The organism is Chryseobacterium sp. 14P4.3.2, assembly GCF_057799275.1.
This window is the reverse complement of record NZ_JBYOKO010000004.1, coordinates 244,993-263,885: the sequence shown is the minus strand read 5'-3', so window position 1 is coordinate 263,885 and position 18,893 is coordinate 244,993. Positions and strand designations below refer to the sequence as shown.

Genomic DNA, 18,893 nt, shown 5'->3' with positions numbered 1-18,893 from the left:
CAGGAATTGTGTTTTTGAAGTTTCCGGTGAATTTAAGATATAAATTGAAAACTCCGTTTTTTTACGGTATTTTAATCAATGTCTTTTGTTATTCAATTTTAGGTCTGATATTTGTACTGGGTAGCCAAACTAAACGGCCGATTTATTTATGAAAAACATATCTGTGAAAAAATCATTTTTATATGCATGCTTATGTGGTGTATTTCTCGTTTCCTGTAAAAAAGAAATAGAAAAAATAAGCGATACTTTTAAAGATACAGTTGCTGCCTCTGAAATGCCGGAAGCAGAAAAAGATTCTATAAAAAAAGACTCCGTGCCGGTTGTAAAGAAAGAATCTGAACCACCGGTGATGCAGGAGAACGGGTTTTATAATGCTTTTGTGATTCCAAAAGATAAGAAAACAAGAGATTCTGCATACGCGCAGTTCAGTAAGAAATATAATGAGCAGGAACGTACTGCTATTTTAGCTTTAAACAGGTTAGATTCTAAAAGTAAATGGAATGCCGATACTTTGGTAGTTCCTGCAAAAATAGATACTACACTGATGGCTTATTCACCATTTCCAATGCAGCTGGATGTGCTGAGCGGAGTAAAAAAGTTTGTCATCTTTTCATATCCTATTCAGGCCTATGCTGTATATTCCAACGGTAGCCTTGTAAAATGGGGACCAACCAGTATGGGGAAAAAGGCGGCTCAGACAACAAGGGGGCTTACCTTTGCGAATTGGAAAAAGAAATTGTCTATTTCTACTGTCAGCAGTGAATGGAAGCTTCCTTATAACTTTAATATCCATAATATAGGCGGTATCGGATGGCATGAATATACACTTCCGGGATATCCGGCTTCACACTCTTGTTTAAGACTGCTCAGAAAAGATGCACAATGGCTGTATTCTTATGCAGATACATGGATTCTAAACCCTGGAGGAGCAACTACAAAAGCACGGGGTACAGCCGTAATGGTATTCGGAGATTATAACTGGGGCGGAAGAAGACCCTGGAAAAAGCTTCTGAATGATCCCAATGCCAATAATATTTCAGTGGAAGAACTTACGAAACTGCTGGAACCGGATGTTCCAAAAATGCTGAAAGAACAAAGCAACAGAGAAAGAGTAGCAGATTCAATAAAAGCTGCAAAAGCAATGGCGGCTCCTGTACAAAATGAAAAGCCTGTAGAACCGCTATCTAATTAATGAACTTTTCAAATTGTAAAGTAGATTCTTCGGCAAAACGTCTCAGTTTAAGCATTTCATTCTTCCCTTTATGCTGGCCAAACCTTGCTGCAATATAAGTGAGGAGAATAAAAAATAACATTACAAAAGAAGCGCTCAGTGCCCACGGGTATTCTGCGCTTTTTATTTGTTTTTCTACATAGTACATCGTGAAGAAGACCATCCAGAGAATAGAAAAGGAAAAATAGAGAAACATAAAAAACGTCCACACTGCCGAGCTGGGACCGAATACTCCCCGTATTACCGTATGTTCATCCTCCATCTCTACACGCAGTGCCAGGCGGGGTTTCCAATAATTGTCATACTTGGTTTCTACCCAGATGGTAGCTACTTCTTTGTTGATGTTCCCGGCAAATTCATCTTTATGCTCTGTAAAGTATTGTTTCAGGTTCTCAGCATACTCTTCCTTGGTAAGATGTGTAAACATTTTGAATCTGGGTCTGGTTCTTATTCTGTCTAAGGTGGTTTCTTCGGTATTCATATGCTATTCTTGATAAGGAATGGGATCTTCTAAACTGAATCTGAAAGTCAGTTGCTCGGTTTTTCTCTGAACAACAATCGTAATGGTTCGGCCTTCATTTGATCTCATAAGTTCTACAATTTTTTCCAATGTCATATCAGCAGTTTTATTGCCGTTAATGCTTAGTACTTTGTCACCTTTTTGAAGACCCGCTTTATAGGCTGGAGAATCTTTTCTTACCCCTGCAATAGAAAAGATTGGTTTCAAGCTGAATTTATACTGAAAAGAGTCTCTATAAACTTCAGCTATTACAGCTGATGATTTTTGGGTTTCAATTTTTAACTTGTCTTCCGACCATTCTAAGCCGTCCTGCATGAAATCTAATCCACTCATATTAAAATGGAAAGGATCATCAAAATACTTATTTTTTTTAAGATATAGCTTTTTGTTGGGATAATCAAAAATAGCGGTAAACCTGCGGATAATTTCTGCCCCTACGGAGCCTTTTCTGTCTTTTACGAGATTGACGTGCTGGATAGAAAACTCATCAGGCATAGCAGTAAGCGGCTTTTCAAACTTAAAGCTTCCCAGATAAAAATTATGGATTCTGCTTCTTTTACCATAAACATCTCCATTGAATCCACGGCCCAGAAAATCATCAATATTGGGTCTGTTATACACAAAGTTTTTAATGAGAGCAGGAAAGAGCCATATGGCATCACTGTTTCCAAGGTCAATGAGAAGTTTTGAATCCTTCCTTTCTGCCGTCATCTCTACATCAGCATGAAGATAAGGCTTGTCTCTTTCAATAGTGATAGGGAATTCTTCAAACTTTCTGATCTTCTTTTTTAAAGGATCAAGGGTTTCATAAACTGTTATTTTTTTTGTAACATAATCTATAGAAATAGGATGGTCTTTGAAGAAATAATATCCTATAACTCCATTTACAGGAATTCCGACATGGGGTGAGATATTAAAGTCTTCATCAATAATAATATAAAAAGACATAGATGTATTAACAAGAACTTCACCTATTTTGCCCAAATTTCGGTTGGATTTTAATCCGTCAATATCTAAGCTTCCTCCAAGCCCGGAAAATTTGATTTTTTCAATATTTTCCAGCCTGAGTTCCTTATTTTCAAGGCTGAAAAGAATAGTCTCGGAAACACCCGAATCTAATAGAAAAGTGAGTTCCGCACCATTAACGTTGATAGGGATAAAAATAAGATTGTTGATAAACTTAAAAGGGATGACTGCTTTTTTTGTATTGATCAGCTCAAAAGAGTTTTGGGCACTTACAATAATGCCTAATAATAATCCCAGTATAAGAAACCTAATTTTCATTTACTGAATTTACTGAAATTATAGTTATGGTAATAAAAAAACATTCCAAATGCAGGAATGTTTATATAAACTACAATAAAGTAGTGTGAAATGTTAAATTTATTTTAAAATCGTACCATGTACTATTTGGAGAAAAATTCCATCAGGTCCATATAATTTTTCTGATTCACACCATGACCGCTCATATACTCTCTGAAGGTGAAATAGCAGCTAAGGTCATAAAGAAGATCGGCCCCTTTTCTTCCCCAGTCAAGCGGGATGACAGCATCATCTGTACCATGGGAAATGAAGAAACGCAGTTTTTCAAGTTTCTTTTTATCTTTTATGACACCGTCCAGGATTTTATCTTCAGGATAAGCACTAAGGCAGGCTACATAATTAAAAAGGTCAGGATATTTTAAAGCTAAAGCATAACATAGTATTCCACCCTGGCTGAAGCCGCACAAATGTGCTCTGCTTTCAGTAAGACCATAATGGTTGATCAGTTTCAAGATGTTTTCTAATACAGCATTTAAAGATTCTTTCGCCTGAGGTACGTCAATAAAGTTTTCAGGATCATTGAAGTTGATATCATACCATGAATATCCTTCAAACTGTGTATCTCTGGGAGCTCTGAAGCTGATAATAAGCCAGTCGGCGGGAAGGGTTTCCCTGAAACTGAAAAGATCCTGCTCATTGCTGCCGTAGCCGTGAAGCATAAAAAGAACAGGGGTGCTGGGGGTAATGTTTTCCGGCTCTCTTACTATATAATCTAAATTCATACAGCAAATATAATTAATAAATTACATTGTAAATCAACTTTTGTTATGTGTACAATGAACTTTAATGATAGACTGGCGGATGTTCAACGATTGATTATTTGAGCTGTATTATTGTGTTTTAGAGCCTGTGTGTATTTTTTGTCGATTTGATATTATTTGTAAATCTTTGTTGGAAATTTTTCATAAAAGTTATTTTTATATTAATAAAAAACTTATATTTGAAACATTAAAAAATCTATTTGGAGAAATGAAGCAATTTTACAATTCAAAAAGTTTACTAAGACTTTCTTTTTTATTCGTTTTATTATTTTCTGTCATTACCGTGGTCAGCTCTTGTAAAAAAGATGATGATGATGAATTTCAGGATCATGTGGTGCAGTTTGAAGTGAAAACTACTACCGGAGGTAAGATCATAAGCGTTATAACTCAAGTGGGTACTTCTCAGAATACCATTTATAACACTCCAACATCACCTGTAACATCACCTTGGACAAGCGGAGAATTCTTTGTAAACTCTAGCCAGGCACAGCTTAATCTGGATGCAAACGCAACGATGCCGGATGATAATTCAGAATTGACTATTAACCTTTATATAGATGGGGAAGTTGCCAGAACCGTTAAGAAAAAAGGTAAAGGAGTATTAGTCGCTTCTCTTGATTACAGCTTCTTGGAACCTTAAAAAAATTGATACCGATATACAAAACAACCGCTTTAACAGCGGTTTTTTTTATTCTTCAATCATATGTTGCTGTACAGCAAGATTAATCAGCTCTGTTGAATTTTTTGCGTGAAACTTTTGCAGTAAGTTCTTACGGTGGGTATCTACAGTAAGCGGACTTAGAAAAAGCTCTTCAGCAATCCTGTTGCTTGTTTTTCCCTGAGCTACCATCTGCAGGATCTGTTTTTCCCTTTTGGTAAGCCTTGGAATAGGGAGAATGTTGTGAGCCGGCCGACTGATGATTTGCTTCGTCTCATTACAAAAAACAATATCTCCTGAAAGGGCCCCTTTGATACATATGACAAGCTCGTCAATAGAAGTGTTTTTGAGAATATAGCCGCTTGCTCCGTTTTGTATCGACTGAATAATAATACTTCGTTCAGAACGGTTACTGAACATGATCACGGACGTTTCTTGTGAAATAGCTTTAATTTCTCTGCAGAGCTCTGTACCATTGGTATCAGGTAAAGTAATATCCAGAAAAATAATGTCCACAGTATGGGACCGGATAAAGTTGATCACTTCTGAACCCGAAGTGAAGGTTTCGGTAACATTGAAAAATGGCTGGCTGTTCAGCATGGTTCTTAATCCTTCGATGACAATAGGGTGGTCATCTACAATGACAATACTTATTTTTCTATTCTCCATGAATGTTAAGCTCTATATTAATAGTTGTCCCTTGATGGTCAGAGTTTATTTCCATTTTTCCTTTCAGGTAGTTGACACGGTTTCTTAAGTTATGAAGTCCCATACTTTTAGTCGTCTTTTCAACCTCTTTCTCAAATCCTTTTCCATTATCTTCAATAGTGATGAGAAAATTTTCTCCCGATTGGGAACACTGAAGTAAGATACTGGTAGCCTGTGCATGCTTTACTGCATTTGCTAAAAGCTCCTGTACAATTCTGTAAATATTAAGCTGAATATTTAAAGGCACTTTTTTTTCAATGCCAATTGCTTGGAAATCAATTTCAAGATCTTTCCTGGTATAGAATTCACAAAGATCATCCAAGGCCGTTTCGAGCCCAAAATTAAGCAGTGATTCCGGCATTAAATTTCGTGCTACATGGCGGAGTTCACTTACAGAGCTGTCCAGCTGTCCTAAAATCTTATAAAATTCTTCATCTTTTTCAGGCTGTAAATGGTTGGCAGACCAGGTCGAAAAATTAATTTTAACACCGGCCAGCATTCCCCCTAGACCATCATGAAGGTCTCGAGCAATACGTTCTCTTTCTCTTTCTTCACCGTCAAGAATAGCTTTGGTGAGTGATAATTCCTCCTTTTGCTTAATATCGTTTATTTTTTGCGTGTTTATTTTATTATTTTTCCTGAAAAGAATATAAAAGAAAGCTAAGAGACTCAACGCCAGCAACAGGACGAGTCCCATTCCCCATAAATAGGAATTTTTCTTATTTACTTCCAGATCTTTTTGGTTTTTCTCTGCGTTTAAGGTGGCTATTTTTCTTTCTTTTTCTGCAGTGTTGAATTTAGATTCAAGTTTATTGATCTCCAGTTTTACATTTTCAATATTCAGGCTGTCATTGAGTTTGGAATACTTTTGCTCCCACTTCAGTGCTTCTTTCGTATCTCCTAGTTCCTCATTTAGTAAAGAGAGTTGTTTATAGAAGGTTTTTCTGTTATTGAGATCAATGGCTAAGGTTTTTTCTGCTAAAACATCTTCTAGAGTGCTCTTGGCTTCATGATATCTTTTAAGCTTTTTTAAAATGTCATATTTATTGAAATAAAACATTTGTGCGAGAAGATTCTGATTGAATTTTTTGGCGTAAAAGATTCCTTTGTCAATAATAGGGAGCGCTTCTGAATTCCTTTGCCTCGTAATATAAAAAAGGGTTTTGCTATAATAATAGAAAGCATTGGATGAAGATTCCGGATAAGGCTCAATTAACTTTTCCGCCTTGTTAAGATACTTTTGAGCTTCATCTCCATTAGCCTGATAGCAGAAATTATTAGCGGAGTTGAGGTAAGTGAAAAATAATTCTGCAGAATTTGGAAATTTTTTTTCAAGAATTTCTAACGCTTTATTATTGTAGTTCTCTGCCTTTTTAAACTGGGCATTATAAGTAAGAATAACAGCAAGCTGTGTGTATAAAAAGCCTAGATTTCTGCTGTTTTCATATTTTTTGACAAGCGGAAGACTCTTTTCAAGAATAATCTTGACCAATGGTAGATAACCCTCTTTATTTTTTTGAGAAACTCCATAGCTGTACCAGGCCAATGCCTGAAAGAAATCCGATTCCTCATTCCTGAACTTAGATAAAGCTTTAATAGCCTTTTCATAGGAGACTGCTGCTTTCGTCCTGTTCCGGTCAAGATAATATTGTCCTTCGTAGTAATAATATTTTGCTGAAATTAAAGGATCGTTTTTGGCGAGTATTTTCCCATTCTCAAGGAACTTTTTACTCAAAAGAGAATCAATGTTTCTGTAATAATTAGACAGAAGAAAAAGTGCTGTTGCTTTTGAAGGGTCAGGAAGACTTTTTTTTGTAATATTTTGTAAGCTGTCTACATAAGATTTCTCATTAAGCGGAATGATTTGCTGGGATTGTAAATTAAATGACAACAATAGGCTTAATAGGATAAGTAATCTCTTCATTGGATATCAATTCTGTAGGATATTTTTTAAAAGTTCAATTTAATTAAAAATTTCAGTATAAAAAATACCTGAATTTAGGTAGAAAAAATTACCTGTTTTTAAGGATTGATAGAAATTGATGACTCCCATAGCTTTGCAGGTATCAAATCATTAATCATAGAATATTCAATATAGTAACTAAAATTTAAACAAAAAGATTATGAAAAAAATGAAAATGAGTCAGCTGTTAAGAGGAACATTTATTGCCGTAATGGCAGCAATGCTTATAGGGCTGGTGACTTCATGCAGTAAAGATGATGACGATGATAACCATGTGAACGGAGCAGGAAAAAGCCATAAAGTAGTTTTTAAAGCTATCGCTTCTTCGGGAAGTAATATTGATGTAGCGGTTTACGGAATTGATGGTAATCCTACAACAGCTTCAAGCCTTAGCGGAACAATCTGGTCCAGTCCTGAGATAACATCAGAGCCGGGAGCATATAATGCTAATGTCGCTGTAAATGCAATCGGGGCAAACGCTTCTTCTACGTTGAAGGTTCAGATCTGGGTAGACGGAGAATTGAAAAAAGAAGGAACTTCCAGCGGGCAGTATTTATCTGCTTCTGCAAGCTATACATTTTAATATTAAGTCATTTTAGGAAATAAAACTGGCGCTGAGATTCATCTCAGCGCCAGTTTTTATATGGTGCTTAAGCTTAGTTTACTTTCACAATAAAGTAGCTTTTCTTACCTTTTTGAAGCAATAGGAATTTTCCATCAATAAGATCAGTCTCATTGGCAGAGAAAGTATCATTTACTTTTTCCTTATTCACGGAAATTGAATTACCTTTTATTTCTCTCTGCGCCTCGCTCTTAGACTTTAAGAATCCTGATTTTTCAGAAAGAAGATCAATAATATTAACTCCCAATACATCAGCTTTTGAAACTTCCTTCTGAGGAACGCCATCAAAAACTTCAAGGAAGATTTCTTCATCCAGACTTATTAAATCTTCAGAGGTAGAACGTCCAAAAAGAATTTCCGAAGCTTTTAGCGCTTTTTCATATTCCTCTCTTCCATGTACCCAAACGGTTACTTCCTCAGCAAGTTTCTTCTGTAACTTTCTTTCGTGGGGCGCAGTTTTGTGCTCTTCCACTAAAGCTTCAATTTCTTCTTTTCCAAGGAATGTATAGAATTTGATGAATCTTTCAGCATCTTCATCTGTAGCATTCAGCCAGAACTGGTAGAATTTATAAGGTGATGTTTTCTTTTTATCTAGCCAGTAGTTTTCTCCACTTTCAGATTTTCCAAATTTAGAACCGTCAGCCTTTGTGATCAATGGAACCGTTAATGCAAATGCTTCTCCACGTGCTTTTCTACGGATCAATTCTGTTCCTGTGGTGATATTTCCCCACTGGTCAGAGCCTCCCATCTGAAGCTTTACATTATTATTTTGATATAAGTGAAGGAAATCATATCCCTGAATTAACTGGTAAGTAAATTCTGTAAAACTCATTCCATCTGCACCAGATTCTCCGGAGAATCTCTTCTTCACAGAATCTTTAGCCATCATGTAGTTAACCGTGATGTTCTTTCCGATATTTTTAGCAAAATCAAGGAATGAAATATTCTTCATCCAGTCATAGTTGTTAACCAATTCAGCTTTATTCGGCTCATTTCCTTCAAAATTCAAAAATTTTGAAAGCTGATTTTTTAAGCAGTCAACATAATGTAAAAGAGTATCCTCGTCCAAAAGATTTCTTTCAGCCGATTTCCCGGATGGATCTCCAATCATTCCTGTAGCACCTCCCACCAAAGCGATAGGTTTGTGCCCATGTTGCTGGAAGTGCGCTAAAATTTTTATCTGAATAAGACTTCCGATATGTAAAGAATCGGCCGTTGGATCAAAACCAATATATGCAGTAGTTACCTCTTTATTCAGTTGTTCATCGGTTCCTGGCATCATATCGGCAAACAGACCACGCCATTTCAGTTCTTCTATAAAGGAATTCATTGATTTTTTACTTTAAAATTTTTATGGTGCAAAGATAATAAATTCAGAAGGAAGACAGCACAAAGTAAAGAAAGGGATTCCGCTAATGTTCAAATTAGCTTTTTTGACTTTTTATCCCTTTGCAATTCTGCCCCAAATATTCTATATTTGTTATTAATGAACGACGAACAGCTATTCCTGCTCATCCAGAAGGCCAAAGACAAAGATCAGAAGGCCCAGACTAAACTCATTAATATTTTTTGGGTGGATGTTTTCTCTTTTGTTATGAAAAAGGTAAGAGATGAAAACGATGCAGATGAGATTACCGTAAATGTTTTCTCTAAAGTATTGTCGAAACTGGATATGTTTGATCCCCATTTTCAGTTTAAAACGTGGGTGCTCACCATAGCTCAGAATACAGTTATTGATTTCTGGCGGAAAAAAAGCCGCGAAAATGAAGACTCCATTGAAAATCTTGACGAAGTTAAAAATCAGTTTGCAAAATCTCCCGAAGAACTTCTGATTTCTAAAGAAGAGCAAAAGAAAATCATCAAAACCATAGAATCTCTGGATGCCAACTATCAGGATATTATCAAGCTGAGGTTTTTTGAAGAAAAAAGTATTAAAGAAATTGCCGAAGAATTGGGGATTTCGGTGGCCAATACTAAAGTAAGGGTAATGAGAGCCAAAAAGGTTCTTGCAGAATTATTGAAGAATAATGAGTTTGATGATAATTAAGCGTCAGAAATATCAAGTTATTTAATAAAACAAGTTATCTCAAAAGTTTCATTCTGAACACAGGCTGAAGGTCTACGAACGTAGTTCAGAAATGTAGTGAAGAATCTCATAAATTTGTTCATCAATAAGATTCTTCCTTCGTCAGAAGGACAAAATTCAAAACCGGGGTTGAGCCAAAGCTTAATTTTCAAAGGCATTCATTAGAAATAAACTTCTTCTTTCGTCTTGGGAAGCGTGATTTTTCGCTGTTTTTCCTGATTTCTATTTTGAAGATCGATCCTTAAACCTTTATGAATATACGTTTCACTTAGAGATTTACCATATTCAGCAGTATTCTCCACCTCTTTTTTAAAGATAAGCTGTCCCGTAGAAAGATTGAAATCTGTATCTTTCCAGTAATCTCCCGGCCTTCCTGCAGACGAAGAGGTACCTATGAGCTCAAAATGTCCGTTCTGAAATCTGTATTTATCGGTAACATCCCATTTCCAGCTGCTTCCACCAGCCTGTATGATGATCAAAATTCCTTTTTTGATCTCAGTACTCTGATAAGGATCTCCCATCATTCCTCCGGCACTGCTTTCCATAACTGCATTTCTGGATTTTTCAAGCAAGGTCCACTTTCCATTGTTTTTTTTCAAAATCTGAATTTCACGGATTTTGCCCAGTTCGCCCTCATCTTTTGTCGTATAGATCATTACTTTTTCAGGAATGTTATCACCATCCAGATCTCCGTCTATGGTTTCAAGCAGGGTAGAACCTGCAGGTTGAAATTGCTCTTGAGCAAAAAAAAGTGTACTGGATGCAACAGATAAAAGGAAAACTATTTTTCTCATGGGAAGAATTTTGAAAACATAAATGTACAATGAAATTTTGAATTATCAATTTCATCAATTTCTCTGGTTGATGGTTTCCATTAAAAATTCCTTAACTTTGAACTTCAATTTTAGAAATGGAAAATTCAGTTCAAGACACTACCGTTCAAAAACCAAAATGGATCCGCGTAAAACTTCCTACCGGAAAGAATTACAGAGAGCTGAGAACATTGGTTGATAAATATAAACTAAACACAATTTGCCAAAGCGGAAGCTGCCCGAATATGGGAGAATGCTGGGGAGAAGGTACAGCAACGTTCATGATCCTTGGGAATATCTGTACGAGGAGCTGTGGCTTTTGTGGAGTAAAAACAGGAAAACCACTTGATGTAAACTGGGATGAACCTGAAAAAGTAGCCCGTTCAATTAAATTAATGAAGATCAAACATGCCGTTCTTACCTCTGTAGACCGTGATGATCTGAAAGATATGGGATCTATTCTTTGGGGAGAAACAGTGAATGCTGTGAGAAGAATTTCCCCGGGAACTACCATGGAAACGCTGATTCCGGATTTCCAGGGAATTACAAAACATATAGACAGATTGGTAGAAGTAGCCCCAGAGGTAATTTCTCACAATATGGAAACGGTAAAACGTTTGACGAGGGAAGTAAGAATTCAGGCAAAATATGAAAGAAGCCTTGACGTATTAAGATATTTAAAAGAGGCGGGGCAGAGAAGAACAAAAACAGGTGTAATGCTTGGTTTGGGAGAAAACAAAGATGAGGTTTTCCAAACAATTGAAGACATCAGAAATGCTAATGTAGATGTTATCACGCTTGGACAATATCTTCAGCCAACCAAAAAACACCTTCCTGTAAAAAAGTTCATTACTCCGGAAGAGTTTGATGAGTTTGGAGATTTTGCAAGAAGTTTAGGCTTCAGACACGTTGAAAGTTCTCCTCTTGTAAGAAGTTCTTACCACGCAGAAAAACATATTCATTAGAAAATACAGACCGTTCAGAAATGAACGGTTTTTTGTTTTTAAGAGCTGCCGAGCCAGAGGTTCATGATCGGGAGTTATAAAATGAACGGAATAATTCAAAAATAAATAGAAAAAGGCTTTAGTGCGCTTAATTAAATATAAATTCCGCTTGACTCGGCTTTGTGCAAAACCTGATTCTACTCAATCTATTATTTATGATATAAAGAATCTCTGTTCATTACACCAATTCGCCCGTTTATTTCAATTGGTCTGAAATGTTTCTTCTTAAATTCAGAAGGTGTTTCACCGGTATGCTGCTTGAATAACTTATTAAAATAAGAAAGACTTTCAAAACCAACCTGAAAACAGACTTCTGTTATTGAATAATCTTTTAACAGAAAAATCTTAGCCTGATTGATTCTGTAGTTATTGACAAAATCTGTGAAGGTCATATTGGTCTGTTTTTTAAAATAACGGCAGAAAGCAGGGGTGCTTAGTCCTATTATTCGGGCAATATCATTCACGTTGGGCTTTTTATCATAATTATCATGGATATAGTCATAGATGGTTCCCATTCTTATTTTGTCATTAAGAAACCATTTGATTCTTGTATCTTCCTTATTGAGTTCCTTTACCTCTGTTGAATCAGCCAAAATCTGAAGAATCTCAATCAGTCCTACCAATGACTCAAAGGAGTTTTTATCTTTAATGATCCTGAGTCGTTCAACCACTGTTTTTTTTGTTTCTCCGGAGAATGACAAACCGAGATATGAGCGTTCTAACAGGGTTTTAATATTTTCGAACTCGGGAACAGGCAGAATAATATCCTGAAGAAAATTTTCCCGCATCTGCAAGACAAGCTGTTTACATTCTGTTTGGATACCGTAATCGAAATTCAGATGAGGAACATTGGCTCCTATTAGCAGCAGATCACTGTCTGTAAAGCCGGAAATATCTTTTCCCACATGCCGGATCCCATTCACGGCTTCTACATACACCAACTCAATTTCAGGATGATAATGCCAGAAAAAACAATTTTTCAGCGAAGGAGCAAACAGCTTGAATGATTTCCCATTTTCAAACTCAATAATTTCTTTCTGAATTTTCATTTTGTTCTAATTTGATTGTTTCTGAATTTAAAATTAAGTAAAAAGGTTAATATGGAGCAAATTTTTATCATTCAAAGAGAAGTGAAATTCAAACTTTCTGACGATTTTTGCACTTTCAAAATAAAGCTCGGCAACGGCTTTAGTTTGATGAAAAAATAATTAAGAAAAAAGATTTAGATACAATGAAGATTGATAAAAGAATAATACCACTGGCTATTGGTGGTTTGGGAATAGGAACTACAGAATTTACCGTCATGGGATTGCTTCCTGATATTGCTAAAACATTACAGATCACGATTCCGCAGGCAGGGCATTTAATTTCTGCTTATGCAATGGGAGTGGTAATTGGTGCACCGATTCTTATAGGCTATTCTGTGAAGTTTCCACCCAAAAAGGTTCTGATAGCTTTTATGATTCTTTTTACTTTATTTAATGGCCTTTCTGCTATTGCTCCGGGGTATGACAGTATGCTGATCATACGTTTCATGTCCGGACTTCCTCATGGGGCATTCTTTGGAGTAGGAACGGTAGTAGCATCCAAAATGGCAGGAAAAGGGAAAGAAGCATTCTATATATCCATGATGTTTACGGGGCTCACAGTAGCCAATCTGGCGATGGTACCTCTGGTCACCTATATCGGGCATACTTTCCATTGGAGATTATACTTTGCTATTGTAGCGGTCATTGGCCTTTTTGCTATCTTGTTTTTAAAACTGTGGCTTCCGGCAACAGAATCTAACCAGAATACACACTTCCTGGAAGAGTTGAAATTCCTTAAAAACAAACAGTCATGGCTTGTACTTGCTATTACAGCAATAGGATTTGGAGGACTGTTCACATGGTTGAGTTATATAACGCCTCTGATGACCGTCGTGGCAGGCATTAAGAGCAGTCAGATGGCCTATGTCATGGTGCTGGCAGGAGCCGGTATGGTAGTTGGAAATCTGGCAGGAGGATTTATTTCAGATAAATTAGGACCTGAGAAAACCTGTGCATTGCTGATTTTTCTAATGATGATTTCTCTGGGAGGAGTATTCTTTCTTGCCGAACATCAGAATATAGCTCTTGTGCTGACCTTTATGTGCGGAGCATTATCCATGTCTATTGCAGCACCTATTAATATTATGATGATGAAAGCTGCCCCGAAAAGCGAAATGATGGCTGCTGCTTTTATGCAGGCAGGTTTTAATATCGCCAATGCAATGGGGGCTTTTCTGGGAGGAATTCCATTAGAATATGGATTACCTTTCAACTATCCATCGTTGGTAGGAGTGGGGATGACTTTTATTGGAGTGGTAGTCAGCATAAGATATATGTATCTGTATGGTTCAAAAGAGCAGAATGAAGAGGAATCCACAACAGAATATACTCCTTGTGATAAATAAGGAAATCAACTACTATAAAAAAGAGCCTGTTTCAAAGTATGAAACAGGCTCTTTTTTACAAAATAAATTTTATACCTCTACTTCATCGCCATTTTTGCACCAGTAGAGGGCGTTGTATAGGTTTTCCTTAGGGAAAGACTTAAACTCTCCAGGCATCAGAACACTGAAAATACTTGTGAAATTCTGTATGCCTTCTTTATCAGTAACAATCGCTGCCCGGTTCCAATTGGCCAGGTTTTTAAAACCTAAAAGCAAATCTTCGAGCCATGCGCCCATGGTAAAATTATCCAGATCGGTGTCTAAATACAGTAAGTAATTCAGCTCACCAAATTGATCAACCTTCTCTTTTACGCGCGGAATTACCAATCTTTCAAAATCCTCTTTCGTTACTTCTCCGGTTGCACTGAATGCCGCAACATTCTCTGGAGCTTCTGGAATAATTGTTATCATAATAAATATTTTTTGGTGGTTTGATTTTGTTTAACTAACAAGAACTACACCATAATTTAATAATAAGTTGTTAAAATAGGTATAAATATTGTTATTTATAATGTAAAATATTAATATGGATCTTAAATCAAATGAACCTTTCTGGCTTTTAAAAAATGGATTGATGGCATCGTATCCTTCTTTAAAATCAGATGAGAAATGTGATGTCTTAATTGTAGGAGGTGGAATTACCGGAAGTTTGGTTGCTCATCAGATGATGGAAGAGGGGTATAATACGATTCTCATAGACAAACGGGAACTTTGTAACGGGAGTACCTCTGCCACCACTTCAATGCTGCAGTATGAAATAGATGTTCCTCTTTATGAACTTATAGACAAGATAGGAGAAAAAGGGGCTGTGTTAAGTTATAAAGCTTGCAGTAACGCCATTGATACTATAGAAAAACTTTCGGAAAAAATAAGATCCAAAGCTGGTTTTAAACGCAAAAAATCACTTTATTTTGCTTCAAAAAAGAAAGATGTAGAATGGTTGAAGAAGGAGTATAAAGCGAGAAAAGAAAACGGATTTGAAGTGCAGTGGCTGGAATCAGGAAAAATTTTAGAACAGTTTGAATTTGAGAATACATATGGTGGTATTTTATCAAAACAAGGAGCTAGTATTGATGCCTTTCAGTTTGCGCATGAGCTTTTTATGCATAATGTAAAGAAAGGGATGAAGATCTTTGATAAGACCGAAATGGTAAAAGTAAAGGAACATAAAGGCTTTAATCTAGTTACGGTAGACAGCGGATTTCAGATCAAAGCAAAAAAGATTATTTACTGCATTGGGTATGAAAGCAAAAATCTATTGAAGGAAAATTTTGTAGATCTGAAAAGTACCTATGCTGTTGTTTCTGAGATTGATAAAAATAAATTTAAAAATATTGGCAGTACACTGGTTTGGAATACAGATGATCCTTACCTGTATATGCGGACTACCGATGACGGAAGACTGCTGATAGGAGGTGGAGATGAAGATTTTTACGATGCTCAAAAACGTGATGCTTTACTGGATAAAAAGGAAAAATCAATTTTAAAAACCTTACGAAAAATAAAACCGGATTATGACTTTTATACAGATTTTGTGTGGGCCGGAACTTTTGGTGAAACAAAAGACGGACTTCCGTATATAGGAGAACACGAAAAGTTTAAAAATTCTTATTTTGTATTAGGTTTTGGCGGCAATGGAATTACCTTTTCTGTAACAGGAATGGAAATGGCTTCTCTTTTCATGAAAAACAAAAAGCATCCATTATCCCGATATTTTAAATTTGGAAGATAAATACAGAATCCACTGAGTTTAAAACTCAGTGGATTCTGTATTACAGGCTATATCCGTTCTTCTTAGCTAATTCCAGAATAGAGCTTTCCATGGCTTTTCCCAGATCATCAGAATTATCAGTTCCCCGTTTTTTCATTTCATCATCAATATAGGTCTGACGCTTTTTAGAGAGCATTTCAATTTCCCTTTGAATTTTTTCACGCTCTGCCGATTTTATGGCAACAGCTTTCTTTATTTCATCTTTACTTTTCCCCCTCAGCTCATTGGGAAGTTCACTTTCTTTTACAGAAGCAATAAATCCTGCATCTTTTTCAGCTCTGTCTACCAGATCCCAATGTTCATTTTTGTAAGCATTCTTTTTGGATTTGGAGACGGTTCTTTCCACAAGATTAGAGACTGACTGTATTTCTGCATTTTTATCCTGGGCAATCTGTTTTAGTTTGTATTCAGAACCATGGCTGCCATAGTAGATGTAGGTATCATTGAGTTTTGCATTACACTCAGAAATCCTGATGTCGTATGGAGTCTCAATATAGAGCACTTTTCTGTCGCTGTCGATATTGAAGTACTTACCGCTGCCTATACTTGCACCATTTTGCCATAAATTTTGAATCCCTTCCTCCCGGCTTCCACAAAAAATAGTATTGGTATAGATGTTTCTATTCTTTGCTTTTGAAATAACTTCTTTATAATCAATTTTTCCCTGATTGAAAGGTTCATTGCCTGCAATGTAGATCAGTTTCATACTATTCTCATTACGATCCCAGTTGAGATTGGAAGAAGCATCACGAATCACAGCACCACAATATTCACTCCCGCCATTAGTTCTTAAAGCAAATAGTTTCTCAGAAACAAGATCAAGATCCTGCGTAAGAGGAGTAACCTGACGGATGTAATTTTCATCACGAATTCCGTCATTACCATATTCATACAGAGCTATCTCAACCTGGGGAGCCTGTCCGTTATACTTCAGGGTGGTCAAGGTATTCACAATATTCCATAGCCTGGATTTTGCCTGATCAATCAGTCCGTCCATGCTGTTGGAGGTATCCAGTAAAAGTGCTACCTGAATTTTATTATCCTTTGATAGTGTATTTGCGGTAATTACAGAGGCGTTTTGTACAGACAGACTGTTTTTGTCTGGATTCTTCTTGGAGCAGTGGCTGTCTGAAAGAGTACCTGAGCTTAAAAAAGCGGTTCCTGCTGCGAGTGCTAAAGTTTTTAAAATGGTCATACTATTTATTTTATGGGTTATCTGCTGTAATATTGAACTTGCATCTCTTTTGGGTATTTCACTTCGTATGAAAAGCTTATTTTGTCTGAGCTTCCTGAACTTATATTTTTATTCCAGAGAATACTCCCTGTTTTTTCATCAAAGCTGCCTCCTCCAGAATCCGTTGGCTTTACCATAATCTTTGAATTTTCACTGATTGGGAGCTGGTCAAGAACTTCAAGTTCAATAGTTTCTTTTGTATTATTTCTGATGCTGATCTGATAGGATTCTGTTTCCCATTTATTGGAGTTCATGGATTTTTGAGAAGTTCTGTCTTCCAGTTTTATCCTTTTTACCGCAATTCTTTCATCTACCCCAAGAGAGATCGGAAATTCATCTTTGACATAATTGCTGGTAATATTTGTTTTTCCGATATAATTATCTTCAAAATAGATATTGGCTTCCCCATTGATGAGATTGAGACTCTGCCAGTTCTTTACAAAAGCCATCAGGAATACCTGGTTATTGATTTTCGGAACTGTATGGTATTTATAAGCAGCTTCAATCTGTTTTTTATCCAGAATAACATATTGTTCCTTTTCCTGGCTTATAATGGTTTGATTATAATTCAATTCATAGATCACATTCATCTGGCGGTCAGAAACTGCAGCTACCGGAATCTGGCTTGGTTTTACATCTATATCTTCTCTCATCTGATATGCATTGGCTGCTGAAATTTCCTTTTTAGATTTGTACCCCGCTATTTCCATCTGAGAGTTATACAGCGTGTATTCAGCTACATAAAGCGGAGACAAAATAGGTCTGTCCTGATTATATGAAGGTCTGTAAGTAGAGACAAAAAGCTTCACATTTTTCCAATCCTGTCCTGTGTTCTGGTAAATTCTACCTTTATAGACCATCTCAAGAGGTTTTTTTACAGACTGTGCACGCAGGTCATAAGAAGGAACCCATCCTGCATCAGAAACGATATAACTTATTCCAAGATTCAGGTTGGTTTCATTATCTGCAATAATTTCAAGAAGAAGCTCTTTGCGATTGGTGTTTTTATGAGTTTGCTCTTCTATGGATTGCTTGTCAAATTTTGCAATAGATTCATCTATAACTTCTTTCTGTTCTTTCAGAAGAAAAACCTGATTGTCGATTTCCAGCATTCTCTTTCTGTAAAATTCTGTAAGCTTAATCAGCTGTTCCTGTGGCGTAGATTTATCGTTTGTAGAAACTTTTAAATTGTCATTGATAATATTCTGTTCTCCCGTCAGGGTTTTGATCTGTATATTCAGCAGGTCGACTTGTCTTTGAAGCTTTTTTGTTTCCTGCGCGATCTTCTTTTCACTGTCTGAAAGCTCATCATTTTTCAAAAAATTACTTTGGGGAGTAATAGAAAGAAGCGTTGTATTTTTCTCAAGATTGATTTTATAGGTATTCTCATCCAGATTATTGGGAAGGTTGACAATCTTTACGGTATTTCTTCCTTTCTGAAGGTTTACACTGGTCGTTCCAAAGACTTTTGCCCCCTGAAGATAGACAGTCGCCTGTTTTACTTCAATTTCTTTTTTGATTTCCTGTGCTTTCAGTAAAGTGACGGAAAACATGATTAATAGTAAAAAGTAACGTTTCATCGTTTGTTATTTTAAATTCCTGAAGTAAAATTATTCCTATTTAAGGTTGAAAATCGGGCAACTTGGTGAAGTGGCAGTTTGACTTGGTGAAAGTGAGAGCGGGTGAAAAAATAAAAACAGCCGTTGAGAGCTGTCTTTTTAAATCTG

At 36.3% G+C, this 18,893-nt stretch carries 18 protein-coding genes; 7 read left to right on the top strand and 11 right to left on the bottom strand.

Annotation, left to right across the window (positions count from 1 at the left end; all coding sequences use genetic code 11):
* Positions 1-163 precede the first annotated feature (163 nt).
* Positions 164-1,192, top strand: a complete 1,029-nt coding sequence (locus tag AC27VX_RS08980) for a L,D-transpeptidase (protein ID WP_300689093.1) — start codon at positions 164-166, stop codon at positions 1,190-1,192.
* On the opposite strand, the gene AC27VX_RS08975 is transcribed toward AC27VX_RS08980, so the two are convergent.
* From AC27VX_RS08975 to AC27VX_RS08965, 3 genes are all read right to left on the bottom strand, one after another.
* Complete coding sequence (locus AC27VX_RS08975; protein WP_236857881.1) at positions 1,185-1,712, bottom strand: hypothetical protein; 528 nt, start codon at positions 1,710-1,712, stop codon at positions 1,185-1,187. The genes AC27VX_RS08980 and AC27VX_RS08975 overlap by 8 nt on opposite strands.
* Positions 1,713-1,715: 3 nt before the next feature.
* Positions 1,716-3,035 (bottom strand): PDZ domain-containing protein, encoded by a 1,320-nt coding sequence (locus tag AC27VX_RS08970; protein ID WP_236857882.1) that lies wholly within the window; start codon positions 3,033-3,035, stop codon positions 1,716-1,718.
* Between the two features lie 122 nt (positions 3,036-3,157).
* Positions 3,158-3,796, bottom strand: a complete 639-nt coding sequence (locus AC27VX_RS08965; protein WP_236857883.1) for an alpha/beta hydrolase — start codon at positions 3,794-3,796, stop codon at positions 3,158-3,160.
* Positions 3,797-4,043: 247 nt separating this feature from the next.
* Here AC27VX_RS08965 and AC27VX_RS08960 point away from each other — a divergent pair, with 247 nt between their 5' ends.
* Entirely contained in the window at positions 4,044-4,475 is a 432-nt protein-coding gene (locus AC27VX_RS08960) for a hypothetical protein (RefSeq protein ID WP_236857884.1), read from the top strand.
* A 48-nt stretch (positions 4,476-4,523) separates the two neighbouring features.
* Here the strand turns inward: AC27VX_RS08960 and AC27VX_RS08955 are convergent, their stop codons facing one another.
* On the bottom strand, positions 4,524-5,162 hold the full coding sequence (locus AC27VX_RS08955) for a response regulator (RefSeq protein WP_300689102.1): 639 nt from the start codon (positions 5,160-5,162) through the stop codon (positions 4,524-4,526).
* Positions 5,152-7,125 carry a tetratricopeptide repeat-containing sensor histidine kinase gene (locus AC27VX_RS08950; protein ID WP_488695141.1) on the bottom strand — a complete coding sequence of 658 codons (1,974 nt, stop codon included), beginning with the start codon at positions 7,123-7,125 and terminating at the stop codon, positions 5,152-5,154. The genes AC27VX_RS08955 and AC27VX_RS08950 overlap by 11 nt, the downstream gene beginning before the upstream one ends.
* 199 nt (positions 7,126-7,324) lie before the next feature.
* Here AC27VX_RS08950 and AC27VX_RS08945 point away from each other — a divergent pair, with 199 nt between their 5' ends.
* On the top strand, positions 7,325-7,747 hold the full coding sequence (locus AC27VX_RS08945; protein ID WP_488695139.1) for a hypothetical protein: 423 nt from the start codon (positions 7,325-7,327) through the stop codon (positions 7,745-7,747).
* Positions 7,748-7,820: 73 nt separating this feature from the next.
* On the opposite strand, the gene tyrS is transcribed toward AC27VX_RS08945, so the two are convergent.
* The gene (tyrS, locus tag AC27VX_RS08940) at positions 7,821-9,116 is read right to left on the bottom strand and encodes a tyrosine--tRNA ligase (protein ID WP_236857888.1); all 1,296 of its coding nucleotides are present in this window, start codon (positions 9,114-9,116) and stop codon (positions 7,821-7,823) included.
* Positions 9,117-9,272: 156 nt separating this feature from the next.
* Here tyrS and AC27VX_RS08935 point away from each other — a divergent pair, with 156 nt between their 5' ends.
* Complete coding sequence (locus AC27VX_RS08935; RefSeq protein WP_236857889.1) at positions 9,273-9,833, top strand: RNA polymerase sigma factor; 561 nt, start codon at positions 9,273-9,275, stop codon at positions 9,831-9,833.
* 200 nt (positions 9,834-10,033) lie between these two features.
* Here AC27VX_RS08935 and AC27VX_RS08930 read toward each other — a convergent pair whose 3' ends face one another.
* Positions 10,034-10,666, bottom strand: a complete 633-nt coding sequence (locus tag AC27VX_RS08930; protein ID WP_236857890.1) for a hypothetical protein — start codon at positions 10,664-10,666, stop codon at positions 10,034-10,036.
* A 116-nt stretch (positions 10,667-10,782) separates the two neighbouring features.
* On the opposite strand from AC27VX_RS08930, the gene lipA reads away from it, so the two are divergent.
* Positions 10,783-11,649: a lipoyl synthase gene (gene lipA, locus AC27VX_RS08925; protein ID WP_236857891.1), complete on the top strand. Its 867-nt coding sequence runs from the start codon at positions 10,783-10,785 to the stop codon at positions 11,647-11,649.
* A 188-nt stretch (positions 11,650-11,837) separates the two neighbouring features.
* Here lipA and AC27VX_RS08920 read toward each other — a convergent pair whose 3' ends face one another.
* A complete protein-coding gene (locus AC27VX_RS08920; protein WP_236857892.1) occupies positions 11,838-12,737 on the bottom strand; it encodes an AraC family transcriptional regulator in 900 nt (299 codons plus the stop codon).
* Positions 12,738-12,919: 182 nt separating this feature from the next.
* On the opposite strand from AC27VX_RS08920, the gene AC27VX_RS08915 reads away from it, so the two are divergent.
* Entirely contained in the window at positions 12,920-14,122 is a 1,203-nt protein-coding gene (locus tag AC27VX_RS08915) for an MFS transporter (RefSeq protein WP_236857893.1), read from the top strand.
* Between the two features lie 69 nt (positions 14,123-14,191).
* Here AC27VX_RS08915 and AC27VX_RS08910 read toward each other — a convergent pair whose 3' ends face one another.
* A complete protein-coding gene (locus tag AC27VX_RS08910) occupies positions 14,192-14,572 on the bottom strand; it encodes a SpoIIAA family protein (protein ID WP_236857894.1) in 381 nt (126 codons plus the stop codon).
* 115 nt (positions 14,573-14,687) lie between these two features.
* Between AC27VX_RS08910 and AC27VX_RS08905 the strand changes: the two genes are divergently transcribed.
* The gene (locus tag AC27VX_RS08905) at positions 14,688-15,893 is read left to right on the top strand and encodes an NAD(P)/FAD-dependent oxidoreductase (protein WP_236857895.1); all 1,206 of its coding nucleotides are present in this window, start codon (positions 14,688-14,690) and stop codon (positions 15,891-15,893) included.
* A gap of 40 nt (positions 15,894-15,933) precedes the next feature.
* On the opposite strand, the gene AC27VX_RS08900 is transcribed toward AC27VX_RS08905, so the two are convergent.
* Positions 15,934-17,127 carry a vWA domain-containing protein gene (locus tag AC27VX_RS08900; RefSeq protein ID WP_300689118.1) on the bottom strand — a complete coding sequence of 398 codons (1,194 nt, stop codon included), beginning with the start codon at positions 17,125-17,127 and terminating at the stop codon, positions 15,934-15,936.
* 17 nt (positions 17,128-17,144) lie between these two features.
* Entirely contained in the window at positions 17,145-18,746 is a 1,602-nt protein-coding gene (locus tag AC27VX_RS08895) for a DUF4139 domain-containing protein (protein WP_488695133.1), read from the bottom strand.
* Between the last annotated feature and the right edge of the window lie 147 nt (positions 18,747-18,893).